At 69.8% G+C, this 15,150-nt stretch carries 13 protein-coding genes; 10 read left to right on the top strand and 3 right to left on the bottom strand.

What is annotated here, in order from left to right; all coding sequences use genetic code 11:
• The first annotated feature begins 121 nt into the window (after positions 1–121).
• Positions 122–634, top strand: a complete 513-nt coding sequence (locus tag DMX10_RS30005) for an NINE protein (protein WP_111264533.1) — start codon at positions 122–124, stop codon at positions 632–634.
• An 89-nt stretch (positions 635–723) separates the two neighbouring features.
• The gene (locus tag DMX10_RS30000; RefSeq protein ID WP_111264532.1) at positions 724–1,956 is read left to right on the top strand and encodes a TIGR03862 family flavoprotein; all 1,233 of its coding nucleotides are present in this window, start codon (positions 724–726) and stop codon (positions 1,954–1,956) included.
• Position 1,957: 1 nt separating this feature from the next.
• On the opposite strand, the gene DMX10_RS29995 is transcribed toward DMX10_RS30000, so the two are convergent.
• The 3 genes from DMX10_RS29995 to DMX10_RS29985 are packed head-to-tail and all read right to left on the bottom strand — an operon-like array spanning position 1,958 to position 5,576.
• Positions 1,958–2,869: a LysR substrate-binding domain-containing protein gene (locus tag DMX10_RS29995; RefSeq protein WP_111264531.1), complete on the bottom strand. Its 912-nt coding sequence runs from the start codon at positions 2,867–2,869 to the stop codon at positions 1,958–1,960.
• Between the two features lie 32 nt (positions 2,870–2,901).
• Entirely contained in the window at positions 2,902–5,112 is a 2,211-nt protein-coding gene (locus tag DMX10_RS29990) for a xanthine dehydrogenase family protein molybdopterin-binding subunit (protein ID WP_111264530.1), read from the bottom strand.
• Complete coding sequence (locus DMX10_RS29985; RefSeq protein ID WP_111264529.1) at positions 5,109–5,576, bottom strand: (2Fe-2S)-binding protein; 468 nt, start codon at positions 5,574–5,576, stop codon at positions 5,109–5,111. The genes DMX10_RS29990 and DMX10_RS29985 overlap by 4 nt, the downstream gene beginning before the upstream one ends.
• 122 nt (positions 5,577–5,698) lie before the next feature.
• Between DMX10_RS29985 and DMX10_RS29980 the strand changes: the two genes are divergently transcribed.
• The 8 genes from DMX10_RS29980 to DMX10_RS29945 all read left to right on the top strand — a co-directional run bounded on the left by DMX10_RS29980 (position 5,699) and on the right by DMX10_RS29945 (position 15,015).
• The gene (locus DMX10_RS29980; protein ID WP_111264528.1) at positions 5,699–6,598 is read left to right on the top strand and encodes a LysR substrate-binding domain-containing protein; all 900 of its coding nucleotides are present in this window, start codon (positions 5,699–5,701) and stop codon (positions 6,596–6,598) included.
• Between the two features lie 544 nt (positions 6,599–7,142).
• The gene (locus DMX10_RS29975) at positions 7,143–8,072 is read left to right on the top strand and encodes an amidohydrolase family protein (protein ID WP_111264527.1); all 930 of its coding nucleotides are present in this window, start codon (positions 7,143–7,145) and stop codon (positions 8,070–8,072) included.
• Positions 8,073–8,076: 4 nt separating this feature from the next.
• Positions 8,077–8,982 (top strand): amidohydrolase family protein, encoded by a 906-nt coding sequence (locus DMX10_RS29970; RefSeq protein WP_111264526.1) that lies wholly within the window; start codon positions 8,077–8,079, stop codon positions 8,980–8,982.
• Positions 8,983–9,100: 118 nt separating this feature from the next.
• Positions 9,101–10,498 carry a UbiD family decarboxylase gene (locus tag DMX10_RS29965; protein ID WP_111264525.1) on the top strand — a complete coding sequence of 466 codons (1,398 nt, stop codon included), beginning with the start codon at positions 9,101–9,103 and terminating at the stop codon, positions 10,496–10,498.
• Entirely contained in the window at positions 10,495–11,118 is a 624-nt protein-coding gene (locus DMX10_RS29960) for a UbiX family flavin prenyltransferase (RefSeq protein WP_111264524.1), read from the top strand. Before DMX10_RS29965 ends, DMX10_RS29960 begins: the two co-directional genes overlap by 4 nt.
• The gene (locus DMX10_RS29955) at positions 11,115–12,173 is read left to right on the top strand and encodes a GTP-binding protein (RefSeq protein ID WP_111264523.1); all 1,059 of its coding nucleotides are present in this window, start codon (positions 11,115–11,117) and stop codon (positions 12,171–12,173) included. The genes DMX10_RS29960 and DMX10_RS29955 overlap by 4 nt, the downstream gene beginning before the upstream one ends.
• Positions 12,174–12,276: 103 nt before the next feature.
• Positions 12,277–13,617 carry a nucleobase:cation symporter-2 family protein gene (locus DMX10_RS29950; RefSeq protein ID WP_111264522.1) on the top strand — a complete coding sequence of 447 codons (1,341 nt, stop codon included), beginning with the start codon at positions 12,277–12,279 and terminating at the stop codon, positions 13,615–13,617.
• Positions 13,618–13,638: 21 nt separating this feature from the next.
• Positions 13,639–15,015, top strand: a complete 1,377-nt coding sequence (locus tag DMX10_RS29945; protein WP_111264521.1) for an amidohydrolase family protein — start codon at positions 13,639–13,641, stop codon at positions 15,013–15,015.
• Positions 15,016–15,150: the final 135 nt, after the last annotated feature.

The raw sequence follows: 15,150 nt of genomic DNA, 5'->3' as shown, positions 1-15,150 counted from the left end.
CATTCCCGCAAACACCCCACAACCCCCAATCCCCGCCGCCTCCACAGAAACATGGCCACCTGCTAGCAGTCGTTTCGAGGCACTGCTAGAGTCGCCGCTTTCCCCTCACAAGGATGTCTCCATGGAAGTCCATGCCTACCAGGCGCCCAACGCCAACCTCGAAGCGGAAAGCGTGTTCTGCCGCAACTGCGGTTCCTCCATCACCCCGACCGCACAGGCCTGCCCGCGCTGCGGCGCCGACCAGAACCTGAACCCCAAAAACAAGATCGTCGCGGGCTTTCTCGCGCTGTTCCTCGGCGGCCTCGGCTTCCACCGTTTCTACCTGGGCCAGTGGTGGGGGCTGTTCTACCTGCTGTTCATCGGCACCGGCATTCCCAGCCTGGTCTCGCTGATCGAGGCCATCGTGTTCTTCTGCACCAGTGACCAGAAGTGGAACGCCAAGTACGGCCGCACCAAGGGCAGCGCCTGGGTGGCCGGCCTCATCGGCGGCATCGCACTGATCTTCGTGATCGGCATGCTCGCCTCCATCGCCATCCCCGCCTACCAGGAATACGTGAAACGGGCCAAGGCCCGCGCCGAACTGCAGCACCAGCAACAGCCGCAAGCCGAGCCGCAACTGCGCCAGCAGCAGTGAGCCCGCCGGGCGCCGCCCCGCGCGGCGCCCATGCCCCCCGGCGAGGCCTGCGCTAGAATGCGCGCCAGCCCAACCTCGCCAAGCCCGCCATGACCCAGAATTCCCTCCCCGTCGCCATCATCGGTGGCGGCCCCGCCGGCCTGATGGCCGCCGAAACGCTGGCGCTCGCCGGCGTGCGGGTCGACCTCTACGACGCCATGCCCTCGGTGGGCCGCAAGTTCCTCCTGGCCGGTGTCGGCGGGATGAACATCACCCACTCCGAGCCCAGCGACGCCTTCCTCTCCCGCTATGCCGAACGCCGCGACGATGTCGCCGCGCTGCTGCACGGCTTCGGCGCCGAGGAGCTGCGCGCGTGGATCCACGGCCTGGGCATCGACACCTTCGTCGGCACCTCCGGCCGCGTGTTCCCCACCGACATGAAGGCCGCGCCGCTGCTGCGCGCCTGGCTCAAGCGCCTGCGCGAGGCGGGCGTGGCCCTCCACACCCGCCACCGCTGGCTGGGCTGGGACGCACAGGGCGACCTGCGCATCGCCACGGCGGAGGGCGAACGCAGCGTCGCAGCCCGCGCCACCCTGCTCGCCCTGGGCGGCGGCAGCTGGGCGCGCCTGGGTTCCGACGGCGCCTGGGTGCCGCTGCTGGAAGGCCGTGGCGTCGCCATCGCCCCGCTGCAACCGGCCAACTGCGGCTTCGAGGTGGAAGGCTGGAGCCAACTGCTCAAGGACAAGTTCGCCGGTGCGCCGCTGAAGACCGTGGCCCTGCGCCTGGGCGACGAGCCGGCCCGCCCGGGCGAGTTCGTGCTCACCGCCAGCGGCATCGAGGGCAGCCTGGTCTATGCGCTGTCCGCCCGCATCCGCCAGGGCATCGCCCGCGACGGCCGCGCCACGGTGCACCTGGACCTACTGCCCAACCACCCGCTGGAGAAGGTCATCAAGGCCCTGGCCAGGCCACGCGGCGCGCGCTCCATGGCCAAGCACCTGCACGGCCAGCTGGGCATCGACGGGGCCAAGGCCGGGCTGCTGCGCGAGCTGACCCCGGCCGAAGTGTTCACCGACCCGGCGCGTCTCGCCGCCGCCATCAAGGCACTGCCCATCACCCTGGTGCGCCCGCGCCCGCTGGACGAGGCCATCAGCTCCGCCGGCGGCGTGCCCTTCGAGGCGCTCGACGAAAACCTCATGCTCAAGGCCCTGCCCGGCCTGTTCTGCGCCGGCGAAATGCTCGACTGGGAAGCCCCTACCGGCGGCTACCTGCTCACCGCCTGCTTCGCCAGCGGCCGCCGCGCCGGGCTGGGCATGCTGGCGTGGCTGGCCGCCGCAGGCCGCTGATTCAGGCCGGCAACGGCGGGGCCATGCCGCGCTCGGCGGCGCTCTGCTCGCGCAGTGTTTCGAGAAAGCGCTGCAGCACCGCCGAGTCGTCGCCCGCGCGGTAGATGGCGTACAGCGGCACCTCCGGCAGCGCCGGCTGCAGGCGGCGGAACACCACACCGGCCGGCGCCAGCTGTTCCAGCGACGCCGGCAGCAGCGCCACGCCGAACCCCGCCTGGACCAGCCCGAGCAGCGTCTGCACCTCGATCACCTGCTGGCGGATCAGCGGGCTGAAACCCACCTGCACGCAGCACTGCACGAGGAAGTTGGCGAAGCTCGACTGGTTCAGCTCCAGGGTGACGAAGAATTCGCCGGCCAGATCGACCGGCGCCAGCGACGCCTGCTGGGCCAGCGGATGCTCCGCCGGCAGCACGGCGCGCAGGGGCTCGTAGAGCAGCAGTTCGTTGCGCAGGCCGGGGTCGTCATGGCCGACGCGGAACACGCAGACGTCGATGCGGTGCTCCTTCAGCGCCATCAGCTGCGCCGCCGGGGTCATCTCGTGCAGGCGCCAGCGCACGTCCGGGTAGTGGACGCGGAAGCGGTTCAGGGCCCGGGGCAGTACGCCGACCATCACCGAGCTGATCATGCCGATCTCCAGCTCGCCCAACTGGCCGCGCGCGGTCTGGCGGGTGAGGTCGAGCGCGCGGTTGAGTTGCTCGAACACCAGCGGCACCTGCTGCTTGAGGGTGCGGCCGGCCTCGGTGAGTTCCACCCGGTGGTGGCTGCGCTCGAACAGCCGCGTGCCCAGGGCCTCTTCCAGCAGGCGTATCTGCTGGCTCAGGGGCGGCTGCGACATGTGCAGCCGGGTGGCCGCACGACCGAAGTGCAGCTCATCGGCGAGCACCGAGAAATAACGCAGCAGTCGTAAGTCCATGCAGCCTCCGCAGCCCGTTCAGATCACCCCGTTCAGCCCAGCGCATCCAGCACCAGCGGCGTATCACGCAGGCGCTTGCCGGTGAGCCGGAACACCGCGTTGGCGATGGCCGGCGCCACCGCCGGGCTGGCCAGTTCGCCGACGCCGCCGGGCTTGTCCCGCGCGCCTTCGAGCACCTGGATGTCCAGCGCCGGCATGTCCGACATGCGCGCCACCCGGTAGTCATGGAAGTTGCTTTGCACCACCTGGCCCTGGCGGATGTCGAGGCGGTCGAACAGCGCATGGCCGAGCCCCCACATCAGCCCGCCCTGGAGCTGTTCCTCCACCCCGCCGGGGGACACCGCCAGCCCGCAATCCACCACGCAGGTGAGGCGCTCCACCTGCACCGTGCCGTTGCGCCGGGCCACCTGGGCGATCACCGCGATGAAGCTGCCGTAGCCCTGGTTGGTGGCAATGCCCAGGGCCGAGTCGGGCCCGGGCGCAGTGCCCCAGCCGGCGCGCCGGGCCGCGGTGCGCAGCACCTCCACGTGGCGCGGGCGCTCGTGCATGTGCGCCAGGCGGAAGTCCAGCGGGTCACGGCCGGCGGCCTGGGCCAGCTCGTCCATGAAGCTCTCCACCGCGAAGACGTTGGGGATGAAGCTCACCGAGCGGTACCAGCCGCTGGGCACGCCGCTTTCGTGGCGCAGCCAGGCCAGGTCCAGGTGCGGCGCGCGGTAGGCGAAGTCGAACGCGCTGATGGCCTCGGTGGTGCTGTAGTCCATGCGGTCCGGGCGCTCGAAGTAGCCCGGCTCCCACATCTCCGGCGAGGCCGGTGCCACCGCGCGCAGCCGCAGCGCCTGCAATCCGCCCTCGCCGTCCAGGGCCCCTTCCAGGCGGTGCAGGGTGGCCGGGTGGCCGTAGAGGGCGCGCATCTCGTCCTCGCGGCTGTTCATCAGCTTCACCGGCACCCTGGCCTGGGCGGCCAGGTAGGCCACCTCGAACAGCCAGTACTTGGCCTCCCGCGCGCCGAAGCTGCCGCCGGAGACCATTTCGTCGATATGCACCTTTTCCGGCGGCAGGCCGCAGACCACCTCGGCCGCCTCCATGGCGAAGGACGGCACCTGCACGCCGCCCTTGAAGGTGATCCCGCCCGCATCCAGCCAGGCGATGACGCACACCGGCTCCAGGGGGTTCTGCATCTTGGCGGGCATGCGGTAATCGGCCTTGATCACCCGCCCGGCGCCGCCCAGGGCCGCAGCGGCATCGCCGGCCTGCAGCGTCGGCACCGGCGCGGCGTCGACGGCTTCCAGCGCCTTGGCCTGGACCCCGGCCAGCTGCGCGCTGTCGAAATCCGCCAGGCCGCCCTGCCACTCCACCACCAGCGCGGCGCGCCCCAGCTTGGCGGCCCAGTAGTCGTCGGCGAGCACCGCCACGCCTTCCTGGTTGCCGCCGAGCACCTTGTCCTGCGCGGGGATGCGCATCACCCGGTGCACGCCGGGCACCTTCAGCGCCGCGCTGTCGTCGATCCTCGCCACCCGGCCGTTGACCACCGGGCTGCGCTGCACCACCGCCACCCACATGCCCGGCACCCGGGCGTCGATGCCGTACTCGAAGCGCCCGCGCACCTTGTCCGTCGCGTGGCGCTTGTGGCGCAGCTTGCCGATGTAGCGGAACTGCGCCGGGTCCTTGAGCTTCACCTCCTTCGGCGCCGGCAATTGCGCGGCGGCGTCGGCCAGCTCGCCGTAGCCCGCGCGGCGACCGCTGGCGGCGTGCAGCACCTGCCCGCCCCGGGTGGTGCAATCACTGGGGGCCACGCCCCAGCGCAGCGCCGCGGCCTCCACCAGCAGGGTGCGCGCGGTGGCGCCGGCCTCGCGCAGGCGCCCGTACTCCAGGGAGACGCTGGTGCTGCCGCCGGTGGAAAACACTTTCCACAACGGGTGCCGGTAGGCCTCGAAGAAGGGGTTCTCGGGGGTGATGACCTGCACCTCCAGCGGGTCCAGGTCCAGTTCCTCGGCGACGCAGGCGGCCAGCGCGGTGTGGGTGCCGGTGCCGGAGTCGTGCTTGTGCACCACGATCCTCACCGTGCCGTCGGCCAGCACCCGCACCCAGGCGTTGGGCTCGAAGGGCGCCGTGGCCCCGGCGGCCGTGCCGAGTTCGCGCCCGGCCTGGGCGCCGCCCAGGTGGAAGCCGATGGCCACGCCCGAGGCCAGGGTCGCCGAATGCTTGAGGAAGGTGCGCCGCGCCAGCGGCCGGGCCAGGCTCATGACGCCTCCCCGCGCTCGGCGGCGGCACGCTTGATGGCCTTGGCGATGCGCGGATAGGTGCCGCAGCGGCAAAGGTTGCCGGCCATGGCCGAGCGGATGGCGTCGTCGTCGATGGAGCTGCCGGAGGCCAGAAGCGCCGCCGCCGACATCAACTGGCCGGACTGGCAGTAGCCGCACTGCGGCACGTCCTCCTCGACCCAGGCACGTTGCAGCGGGTGGTCGCCCTCGGCGGACAGCCCTTCGATGGTGGTGATCGCATGCCCCGCCGCAGCCGCCAGGGGGAACTGGCAGGAGCGGATCGGCGTGCCGTCCAGGTGCACCGTGCAGGCGCCGCAGAAACCACCGCCGCAACCGAACTTGGTGCCGGTCAGGTACAGGCGGTCGCGCAGTACCCAGAGCAAAGGCGTGGACGCCAGCGTCCCTTCCAACTGATGGCGCGTGCCATTCACCACGATCTCGATCATGCCGGGCGCTCCTTGAACTGAGGCGAGAATTCGCGTGTAGTCGTGCCGCCCCATAGTGGGTGGGAGCTGTGGCGCCAGCCAGCGACGATTTCCGCCAACCCGTGTAAGCAGGACTAACAGCCATGTACAAGCGATACCCGTCGCTGCAGTCGATGAGCGCGTTCCTCCAGGCGGCCCGCACCGGCAGCTTCTCCCAGGCCGCCCGCGACCTGGACCTCAGCCACAGCGCCGTGAGCCAGCAGATCCGCACGCTGGAGGAATTCGTCGGGCAGCCGCTGTTTCTCCGCGAGAAGGGCCGCAGCAGCCTCACCGACGCCGGCCAGCTGTTCGCCGGGATGCTCGCCGACGGCCTGATGCAGATCGACAAGGCGCTGTCCTCGGTGAGCAACCGCGAGCTGCCCCGGCGCATGACCCTGGATGTCGACGCCGAGCTGGCGCAGAGCTGGCTGAACGCACGGTTGCCGACGCTGCTGGCGCTGTTCCCCGGCCGCGAGATCCTCTTCCTGTCCATGCCGCGCCTGGAGCGCCAGGCGTTCGAGCGCGTCGACCTCAGCCTGCGCTACGGCTACGGCGAGTGGCAGGACTGCGAGTTCGCCCCCCTCTGCGACGACCGCGTCACCCCGGTCGCCTCCCCCGCGCTGCTGCAACGCCACGGCCTGGTCGCGCCCATCGAGCCGGCCGAGGTGCTGAAACTCCCGCTGCTGGGCTACTCGCGCCGATCGTGGATTCCCTGGCTGGATGCCGCCGGGCTGGAACCGATGGAGCCCCAGGCGACCATGGTCTTCGACAACGTCGCCAACCTGCTGGCCGCCGCCGAGGCCGGCACCGGCGTGGGGCTGGTGCGCGGCCTGCTCTCCGCCGACGCCCTGCGCGAAGGCCGCCTGGTGCGCCTGACCCGCACCAGCATTCCCGCGCACTACAACCTCTACGCCCTCTGGCCCCACGGCGGCGCCGAGAAGGTCGCGCCCATGGTCGATGCGATCCGCGAGATGGCGGCGAAAACGTTCGAAGGGATCGGGTGAGCACCTGGAAGCCCGATCGCGACCCATCCTACGGCGGGCAATGCACTCGCAGGATGGGTAGAGCGAAGCGAAACCCATGCTGGCGGAGCGAGCACCGAGCCACGGGAAAAGCGGCGGCGCTGCACGGACATGACCGCTGTGTAGGGTGGAGGTCGCTTTTTTCATCCACCAGGCGGAGTCGGACCGGGCACGCCGTTATGCCTGAGGCGCCGCATTGATGGGTTTCGCGTAGCTCTACCCATCCTACGGAAGCCACTAGCGCGGTGAATTCGTGCCCAACGCGGGCATGGCGCTGTGGATAACCCCTTGCAAATCATCCTCTTGCGGGGCCGATATCCAGCGCATATCAACCCAGCGGCCAAATAGTATTGGTCGCGCTCCGAAGCCCCTCCCGATACTGCGGACCAAGCGACAGCTCAGGTCCTGTGCGCCCTGCAACGAGGCGCGGGAAGGTGCTGCGAGGCACCTAGCAATGGCCATTGCACAGGTCGATCTGTTGCGAACCGGAAGGTCTTCCTTCCCCGCACTATCAGGAGATCGAACTGTGATCATCGATATCAGTTGCTACCCCACCGATCGGGTGGACCTCGCCTGGAGGCACGACGGTGACCCCTTCACCGGCGAGCGCCTGCTGGAGATGATGGATGGCCCCTATCTGGTCAACGGCAAGCCGCGCCGCATCGACAAGGCCTTCATCCAGCCGCCCCAGGGCAACACCATCTACACCTGGACCGACGGCGAGCTGTCGGGCCGCGAATCCATCGACGCCTACATGGCCTACACCCTGAAGATGGTCCAGACCTACCCGGACCGCTTCATCGGCTGCTTCGTCTACAACCCCCGCTGCGGCGTGCAGAACGGCGTCGAGGCCATCGAACGCTACGTCACCGAGCACGGTTTCAAGATGGTCCAGATGCAGGCCAACATGCATGCCTACCGCCCGGACCGCGCCCTGGACTGGGTACGCCCGGCCTTCGAGAAATGCGCCGAGCTGGGCGTGCCGGTGAAGCTGCACACCGGTGACGGCCCCTACAGCATCCCCTCCGAGTGGGTGCCGATGATCAAGGAGTTCCCCAACGTCGACTTCATCATGGCGCACTTCGGCGTGCAGACCGGTGGCGTCTACGTGTTCGAGCCCATGCAGTGGGCCATGGAGCTGCCGAACGTCTATTGCGAATCCGGCTGGTGCCTGCAATCGCGCATCGTCGAGTTCGCCAAGGTCCTGCCGACCCACAAGATCCTCTTCGGCACCGACACCCCGCCCAACGAGCCGGGCATGTGGCTGCGCCTGCTGGAGGTGCTGTGCATGGAGCCGCCCCAGGGGCTGGACCTGGACGAGGACACCCTCGAGGACTACCTCGGCAACAACACCGCCCGGATGATCGGCCTGGAGCCGACCCCGCCGCCGCGCAGCCTCGCCGAGGCCGAGGCGCTGCTGAAGAGCCCCGTCACCACGCAACTGGCCAGGAGCTGATGCGATGATCATCGACACCCACCTGCACCCCACCAACCTGGTCGACGAGGCCTGGCGCCACACCGGCATGCCCTTCACCGGCGAGCGCATGCTCAAGCTGATGGACGGCCCCTACATGATCAACGGCAAGCCGCGCCGCATCGACATGGGCTTCATCCAGCCGCCGCCGGGCAACACCGGCTACCGCGACGGCAACCGCCGTGGCCGCGAGGGCGTGCGCGACTACATGTCCTACATCGCCGAGCTGTGCGTGAAGTACCCCGACCGCTTCATCGGCAACTTCACCTTCAACCCGCGCTGGGGCCCGGAGAACGGTGCGGCGGAGCTGGAATTCCACGTCAAGGAATACGGTTTCAAGATGCTCAAGCTGCACGCCAACATGCACGGCTACCGCCCCGACCGCGCCCTGGACTGGCTGCGCCCGGCGATGAAGGTCTGCGCCAAGTACAACATCGTGGTGCTGATCCACACCGGTGACGGGCCCTACACCATCCCGACCATGTTCTACCCGATCATCCGCGAGTTCCCGATGGTGAACTTCATCATCGGCCACTTCGGCATCCAGACCGGCGGCAACTACTCCTTCGAGGCCTTCTGGATGGCGATGGACACGCCCAACGTGTACTGCGAGTCGGGCTGGTGCTTCCAGTCGCGCATCGTCGAGTTCGCCAAGGAGCTGCCGCGCCACAAGATCGTCTTCGGCACCGATTCGCCGCCGAACGAGCCGGGCATGTGGCTGCGCGAGCTGGAGGTGCTCTGCTCGCCCGCCCCGCAAGGGCTGGGCATCGACGAGGACCACCTGGAGGACTACCTGGGCAACAACATCGCGCGCCTGGTGGGCATCGACCCGACGCCGCCGCCCAAGGACCTGGCGGAGGCGGAGATCCGCCTGACCACCACCTACCTCTAGGGTTTCCACTGCGGTACTTACAGGCTCCCGGGGACCGCGCGCGGTCGGCCAGCCGGCCGGCTGCGCGCAGGGCTCGGACACCCGCGCCCCGGGACGCCTGCTTTTCGAGAGGTGCGACATGACCCTGCCGAGCTTTGCCACGACCCAGGATTTCCACGCGTTCATCGAGGCCTACCGCGAGCGCTTCGCCGACGACGTGCTGACCATCAAGGAACCCCTTTCCGCCGACCAGGACGTCACCGCCCTGGTCGATGCCCTGGCCGCCCGGGGCCGCCACCCGCTGCTGATCTGCGAGCGGGTGGGCAACCTCGGCGTGCCGGTGGCGACCAACCTGTTCGCCTCGCGCCCCCGCATCGCCCGGCTCTTCGGCACCACCCCGGCGAAGCTCCACGAGGCGTTCCAGGCCCGCGCCAACGCCCCCGTTCCGCCGGTCTACCTGGCCACCGGCCCGGTGCTCGACGAGGTGATCGAGGGCGAGGCCCTGGACCTGGCGCTGCTGCCGATGCTCAAGCACTTCGACAGCGACCGCGGGCCCTACATCACCAACGCCATCATCGTCGCCCAGGACCCGGTCACGGGCGTGGCCAACATGAGCTACCACCGCTCCATGCGCCATGCCCGCCAGGCCCTGGCCACCAGCCTGCATTCCCGCGGCCACCTGTGGCGCATGCTGCAGGCCGCCCGCGAACGCGGCGAGGAGCTGCCGGTGGCCATGGTGGTCGGCGCCCACCCGCTGTTCATGCTGGCCGCCGCCGCGCGCCTGCCCTATGGCGCCGACGAGCGCGCCGTGGCCGGCGGCCTGTTCGGCGCGCCCCTGGAGCTGGTGAAGACGCCGCGCTACGGCATCGGCGTGCCGGCCCACGCGGAGTTCGTGCTGGAGGGCGCCATCGACCCCACCGCCTATGCCGAGGAAGGCCCCTTCGGCGAGTTCAGCGGCTACTCCTCCGACCGTTCCACCAACAACGTGCTGCGCGTCGACACCCTGTTGCGCCGCCGCGATGCCTGGCTGGTGGACGTGGTGGGCGGCCGCTACGCCGAGCACCTGACCCTGGCGCGCCTGCCCCGCGAGGCGGAGATGAGCGAGAAGCTCAAGGCGCGCTTCCCGGCGGTGACCGCCGTGCACTACCCCAACTCCGGCACCCACTTCCATTGCTACGTGGCGCTGGACCAGAGCCGCGACGGCGAGGCGCGGCAGATCATGCTGGCCCTGCTCGGCTGGGACCCGTACCTGAAGACGGTGATCGCGGTGGACAGCGACATCGACATCAGCGACGACAGCCAGGTGCTCTGGGCGCTGGCCACGCACTTCCAGCCGCACCAGGACCTGTTCACCATCGACGGCCTGCCGGGCAGCCCGCTGGACCCGTCCTCCTCGGCCAACGGCACCACCTCGCGCATGGGCCTGGACGCCACCCGCAGCAGCGGCTTCGACGGCATCCGCGCGCAGCTCGACCCGCGCATCCAGGGGCGCATGCGCCAGCTATTGAAGGGCTACCTGCCGGGGGGCGCGTCATGACGGCCCCCCGTCGCCTGGTGGTGGGCATCAGCGGCGCCTCGGGCTTCATCTACGGCGTGCGCCTGCTGGAGCTGCTGGAACAGCTGGGGATCGAGAGCCACCTGGTGCTGAGCCGCGCGGCGCAGCTGACCATGGCCCACGAGACCGACTACAAGCTGGCCGACGTCATCGCCCGCGCCAGCCACCACCACCGCGCCGAGGACGTGGCCGCCGGCATCGCCAGCGGCTCGTTCCGTTGCCTGGGCATGGTGGTGGCGCCCTGCTCCATGCGCACCCTGGCGGAGATCGCCAGCGGCGCGTCCTCGAGCCTGCTGACCCGCGCCGCCGACGTCACCCTCAAGGAACGCCGGCCGCTGGTGCTGATGGCGCGGGAGACGCCGCTGACCCTGGCGCACCTGCGCAACATGACGGCGGTCACCGAGATGGGCGGGATCATCGCCCCGCCGGTGCCGGCCTTCTACGCCCGCCCGCAATCGCTTTCACAGATGGTCGACCACAGCCTAGGCCGGGTGCTCGACCTGTTCGGCCTCGACGCCGGCACCGCGCTGCGCTGGGGCGAACCCGCCCCGGACGCCAACGCCGACGGCGGCCATTCCGCAACCCCGAAGGAGCTCGCATGAACACTGCATTCAACGCCCCGACGCCCAACCGCAAGATCCCGGTGACCATCCTCACCGGCTTCCTCGGGGCCGGCAAAACCACCCTGCTCAACTACATCCTCAAGGAGAACCACGGCCACAGGATCGCCGTGATCGAGAACGAGTTCGGCGAAGTCGGCATCGACGGCGACCTGGTGCTCAGCTCCGAGAGCGAGGAGATCTACGAGATGGTCAACGGCTGCGTGTGCTGCACCGCCGAGGTCCGCGAGGACCTGGTGCGCATCATCCGCGAGCTGGTGAAGCGCCCGGTGCGCCTGGACCGCATCCTCATCGAGACCAGCGGCCTGGCCGACCCCTACCCGGTGGCGCAGAGCTTCTTCATCGACGACCCGATCGCCGCCGAAGTGGAGCTGGACGCCATCGTCACCCTGGTGGACGCCAGGCACGTCGCCCAGCACCTGGAGGACCTGCAGCTGGACGGCGTGGACAACCAGGCGGTGGACCAGATCGTCTGTGCCGACCGCATCATCATCAACAAGGTGGACCTGGTGAACGGCGAGGAACTGGCCGACCTGCAAGGCAAGGTGCGCAGCCTCAACGCCACCGCCGAGATGGTGACCTCCAGCTACGCGCGCATCGACCTGGACGGCATCCTCGGCGTCGGCGCCTTCGAGGCCACCCGCAAGCTGATGGAGATCGGCGCCGAGCACCATGACCATGACCATGACCATGACCATGACCACCACGAACATGCTGCGGACACCGACCACGAGCACGACCCCAGCGTCAGCTCGGTGGGCATCGCCGTGACCCAGGCCATCGACCTGATGGCCTTCCACCGCTGGATCAGCGACCTGCGCCAGCGCCACGCCGACACCCTCTACCGCATGAAGGGCGTGCTCGCCGTCGAGGGCGAGGACCAGCGCTACGTGCTGCAGGGCGTGCACAGCCTGGTGGAGTTCCGCGCCTCCACGCCCTGGGGCAACGAGGTGCGCACCAGCAAGATCGTGTTCATCGGCCGCGACCTCGACCGCGCCGCCCTCAACCAGGGGTTCGCCGCCTGCCTCGCAGGCTGACCACGCTCCGGGCTGCCGCTACGCCCGTGAGCCGGGCGACGGCCCTGGGCACACTGAACGGGTTCCCTCAGCAACAAGAACAATTCGCCAGAGGACTTACACCATGAATTCAGCCGTGCACCCGGTAGACCAGGTTCTGCCGCTCCGTCAGATGCTCACCCTCGGCCTGCAACACATGGCCGTCTCGTACATCGGCGCCATCGCCGTCCCCCTGATCGTCGCCAGCGCCCTGAAGATGTCCCAGCCGGACACCGTGCTGCTGATCAGCACCACGCTGTTCTGCTGCGGCATCGCCACCCTGATGCAAACCCTGGGCTTCTGGAAGTTCGGCGTGCGCCTGCCGATCCTCCAGGGCGCGGCCTTCAGCAGCGTGGGGCCGGTGATCGCCATCGGCAGCAACCCCGATGTCGGCGTCGCCGGCATCTGCGGCGCGGTGATCGGCGCCGGGGTCTTCACCATGCTGGTGGCGCCCTGGGTGGGGCGCCTGCGACGGCTGTTCCCGCCGGTGGTCACCGGCTGCATCGTCACGGTGATCGGCCTGCAGCTGTTCCCCATCGCCTACGAATGGGCCGGCGGCGGGCGCAACCACAGCGACTTCGGCGCCCCCGGCTTCCTGCTGGTGACGCTGGTGGTGCTGGCGGTGATCCTGCTGGTGACCCGCTACGGCAGCCCGCTGCTGCGCAACATGTCGGTGCTGATCGGCATGCTGGTGGGCGGCGGTCTGGCCTACGCGCTGGGCATGGGCAACTTCCATGGCGTGGAGGAGGCGCCCTGGCTGACGGTGCCGGTGCCCTTCCACTTCGGCGTGCCCACCTTCGCGCTGATCCCCATCGCCACCCTGGTGGTGGTGATGATCGTGCAGATGGTCGAATCCATGGGCCTGTTCGTGGCCATCGGCGACATCGTCGAGCGCCCGGTGGAAGACCGCCAGGTGGTCGCCGGGCTGCGTGCCAACGGCCTGTCCAGCGCCATCGCCGGGATGTTCGCCGCCTTCCCCTTCATCGCCTTCATGGAGAACGTCGGCCTGGTGATCCTCACCGGCGTGCGCAGCCGCTGGGTGGTGGCCGTCAGCGGGCTGATGATGTGCACCGTGGCGCTGATCCCCAAGGCCGGCGCCATCATCGCCTCGATGCCCACGGCGGCCCTGGGCGGCGCTGCCGTGGCCATGTTCGGCGTGGTCGCCGCTGCCGGCATCCAGACCCTGGCCAAGGTCGACTACGAGCGCAACCGCTACAACGTGCTGATCGTCGGCTTCACCATCGCCGCCGCCCTGGTGCCGGTGCTCTCCCCGGCCCTGTTCCATCAACTGCCCGAGTGGAGCCAGCCCTTCCTGCACAGCAGCGTGGTGATCGCCTGCCTGGTGTCGGTGGGCCTCAACGCCGCCCTCAACGGCATCGGCGTGCCGGAAGCCGCCAGCGGCAAGACCCTCCACGACGTGCTCTGAACCCGACCACAGGAGCTCTTCATGAACGACATCCTGATCAAGAATCCCCAGGCGGTGATGACCGGCCTGCGCGGCGACCGCGCCCGCGCCGGTGACGTCGACATCCGCATCCGCGACGGGCGCATCGCCGAGATGGCCAAGGACCTGCAGCCCGGTGCCGGCGAGCGGGTGATCGACGCGCGCCACTGCCTGGTCTACCCGGGCTGGATCAACACCCACCACCACCTGGCGCAGAACCTGCTCAAGGCCGTGCCCGCCGGCCTCAACCAGGACCTGCAGGGCTGGCTGGCCAGCGTCCCCTACCCGCGCCTGTCGCGCTTCACCACCGAACTGGTGCGCATCGCCGCGCGCCTGGGCATGGCCGAGCTGCTGCTGTCGGGCGTCACCACCTGCGCCGACCACCATTACCTCTACCACGCCCATGGCAGCACCGAGAGCGGCGACGCGCTGTTCGACATCGCCGAAGAATTCGGCATGCGCTTCGTGCTCTGCCGGGGCGGCGCGCTGGAGTCGGCCAACGCCCACCCGGGCTTCTCGAAGACCGCGCTGCAGCCGGAAAGCCTGGAACAGATGCTCGGCGACATCGAGCGGCTCAAGGCGCGCTACCACCAGGACACCCCGGACGCCCTGCGCCGGGTGGTGGTGGCGCCCACCACGCCGACCTTCTCGCTGCCGCCGACGCTGCTCCGCGAGCTGGCGCAGAGCGCCCGGCGCATGGGCCTGCGCCTGCACACGCACCTGTCGGAGACGCAGAACTACGTGAGCTTCTGCCGCGAGAAGTACAACTGCCTGCCGGTGGAGTTCGTCGCCGAGCACGAGTGGCTGGGGCCGGACGTGTGGTTCGCCCATATGGTCCACGCCCAGCCCTCGGAGATCCGCCTGCTGGCGCAGACCGGCAGCGGCATCTCCCACTGCCCGGTGAGCAACGCGCGCCTGGGCAGCGGCATCGCCCCGGTGCCGCAGATGGCGGCGGCCGGCGTGCCCATCTCCCTGGGGGTGGACGGCGTCGCCTCCAACGAGTCCGGGAGCATGGTGGGCGAGGCCAATACCGCCTGGCTGATCCACCGCGCCAACCAGGGCGCCTCGGCCACCCTGGCCGAGGACGTCATCCACTGGGGCACGGCCGGCGGCGCCAGGGTGCTGGGCCTGGGCGCGGTGGGCACCCTGGAAGTGGGCCAGGCCGCCGACCTGGTGCTCTACGGCCTGGACCACCCGCGCTTCTTCGGCTTCCACGACCCGGCCCTCGCCCCGGTGCTGGCCGGCGAGCCGATGGCGGTGCGCTACAGCCTGGTGGGCGGGCGCCTGGTGGTGGATGACGGGGTGATCCCGGGGCTCGATGTCGAGCGCCTGCGCCGCGAGGCCCTCGACGGCGTGCAGCAGCTGCTGCAGGGCGACTGAAGCCGGAAAGCCGCGCTGCCCGGGGCTCAGGGCGGCGCGGTGGGCGGCTCGGCGGGGCACTCGCGAAACGTGGCACGAAAGTGCTAATTTCGCCTTCCCCTGCCCTTCCGAGCCCCCGCCATGGCCCTGACCTTC

This window comes from Pseudomonas sp. 57B-090624 (assembly GCF_003234055.1).
GTDB lineage: Bacteria > Pseudomonadota > Gammaproteobacteria > Pseudomonadales > Pseudomonadaceae > Metapseudomonas > Metapseudomonas tohonis.
The sequence above is the reverse complement of the archived record's forward strand: the minus strand, read 5'-3'. Positions and strand labels throughout refer to the sequence as shown.

Bases quoted from the DNA above. Each gene is read 5' to 3' on its own strand.
- DMX10_RS30005 (WP_111264533.1), top strand. From the start codon at position 122: ATGGAAGTCCATGCCTACCAGGCGCCCAACGCCAACCTCGAAGCGGAA.
- DMX10_RS30000 (WP_111264532.1), top strand. From the start codon at position 724: ATGACCCAGAATTCCCTCCCCGTCGCCATCATCGGTGGCGGCCCCGCC.
- DMX10_RS29995 (WP_111264531.1), bottom strand. From the start codon at position 2,869: ATGGACTTACGACTGCTGCGTTATTTCTCGGTGCTCGCCGATGAGCTG.
- DMX10_RS29990 (WP_111264530.1), bottom strand. From the start codon at position 5,112: ATGAGCCTGGCCCGGCCGCTGGCGCGGCGCACCTTCCTCAAGCATTCG.
- DMX10_RS29985 (WP_111264529.1), bottom strand. From the start codon at position 5,576: ATGATCGAGATCGTGGTGAATGGCACGCGCCATCAGTTGGAAGGGACG.
- DMX10_RS29980 (WP_111264528.1), top strand. From the start codon at position 5,699: ATGTACAAGCGATACCCGTCGCTGCAGTCGATGAGCGCGTTCCTCCAG.
- DMX10_RS29970 (WP_111264526.1), top strand. From the start codon at position 8,077: ATGATCATCGACACCCACCTGCACCCCACCAACCTGGTCGACGAGGCC.
- DMX10_RS29965 (WP_111264525.1), top strand. From the start codon at position 9,101: ATGACCCTGCCGAGCTTTGCCACGACCCAGGATTTCCACGCGTTCATC.
- DMX10_RS29960 (WP_111264524.1), top strand. From the start codon at position 10,495: ATGACGGCCCCCCGTCGCCTGGTGGTGGGCATCAGCGGCGCCTCGGGC.
- DMX10_RS29955 (WP_111264523.1), top strand. From the start codon at position 11,115: ATGAACACTGCATTCAACGCCCCGACGCCCAACCGCAAGATCCCGGTG.
- DMX10_RS29950 (WP_111264522.1), top strand. From the start codon at position 12,277: ATGAATTCAGCCGTGCACCCGGTAGACCAGGTTCTGCCGCTCCGTCAG.
- DMX10_RS29945 (WP_111264521.1), top strand. From the start codon at position 13,639: ATGAACGACATCCTGATCAAGAATCCCCAGGCGGTGATGACCGGCCTG.